We start from the raw sequence: 1,472 nt of genomic DNA on the forward strand, positions 1-1,472 counted from the left end.
CTGCTTCAGTGCGTTGCGCATCTACATCGTCAGCTACTCCATTAGCGTCTGCATCATTCACTTCTGGTATCTCAATACCTGTTAACTTATCTAGCTCTGATGGTAAGTTACCTTTTTGATCTTCTGGTAACGCATTAACCTTGTCTGTAGCTTCTGCTTTCTTAGACGCTGCTTCCTCTTGGCGTTTTTCTAACTCAACTTTTTCTGCTGGCGTAATCAATCCATCCGCTTTCGCTTTATCTAATGCATCTTTCGCCGCTTGGTCTGCTGCCTTAGCTTCCTCTACTGCTTTTTCTGCTTCAGCACGTTGTGTATCAATATCATCTGCCACACCATTGGCGTCCGCATCATTTACTTCTGGTATTTCAATACCTGTTAACTTATCTAGCTCTGATGGTAAGTTGCCTTTTTGATCTTCTGGCAATGCATTGACTTTGTCCGTCGCTTCATCTTTTTTGTCTGCAGCTTCTTTTTGCGCTGCTTCCAACTGTGTCTTCTCTTCTGGTGTGATTAAGCCGTCTGCTTTCGCTTTGTCCAATGCATCTTTCGCCGCTTGGTCTGCTGCCTTAGCTTCCTCTACCGCTTTTTCTGCTTCAGCACGTTGCGCATCTACATCATCCGCTACTCCATTGGCGTCTGCATCGTTTACTTCTGGTATTTCAATGCCTGTTAACTTATCTAGCTCTGATGGTAAGTCACCTTTTTGATCTTCCGGTAACGCATTAACCTTATCTGTCGCTTCGGCTTTTTTGTCTGCAGCTTCTTTTTGTAGTTCTTCTAACTCAGCTTTCTCTGCTGGCGTAATCAATCCATCCGCTTTCGCTTTATCTAATGCATCCTTCGCCGCTTGGTCTGCCGCCTTAGCTTCTTCTACCGCTTTTTCTGCTTCAGCACGTTGCGCATCTACATCGTCAGCTACTCCATTGGCGTCCGCATCATTTACTTCTGGTATCTCAATACCTGTTAACTTATCTAGCTCTGATGGTAAGTCACCTTTTTGATCTTCTGGTAACGCATTAACCTTATCTGTCGCTTCTGCTTTCTTAGACGCTGCTTCTTCTTGGCGTTTTTCTAACTCTGCCTTCTCTGATGGTGTGATTAAGCCGTCTGCTTTTGCTTTATCTAATGCGTCCTTCGCCGCTTGGTCTGCTGCCTTAGCTTCCTCTACCGCTTTTTCTGCTTCAGTGCGTTGCGCATCTACATCATCGGCCACACCATTGGCGTCTGCATCATTTACTTCTGGTATCTCAATACCTGTTAACTTATCTAGTTCTGATGGTAAGTCACCTTTTTGATCTTCTGGCAATGCATTAACCTTATCTGTCGCTTCAGCTTTTTTGTCTATAGCTTCTTTTTGTAGTTTTTCTAGCTCTGATTTTTCTGCTGGTGTGATTAAGCCGTCGGCTTTTGCTTTATCCAATGCATCTTTCGCTGCTTGGTCTGCTTTTTTAGCTTCTTCTACTGCTTTTTCT

General features: G+C 44.1%; 1 protein-coding gene. It reads right to left on the bottom strand.

Annotated elements, in window-relative coordinates; translation table 11 throughout:
• Positions 1–1,472 (bottom strand): GA-like domain-containing protein (locus NXS11_RS10850; protein WP_259201277.1); only part of this gene is annotated, 1,472 nt, incomplete at both ends.

Origin of the sequence: Staphylococcus americanisciuri, from assembly GCF_024814435.1 — a bacterium.
Lineage (GTDB): Bacteria > Bacillota > Bacilli > Staphylococcales > Staphylococcaceae > Staphylococcus > Staphylococcus americanisciuri.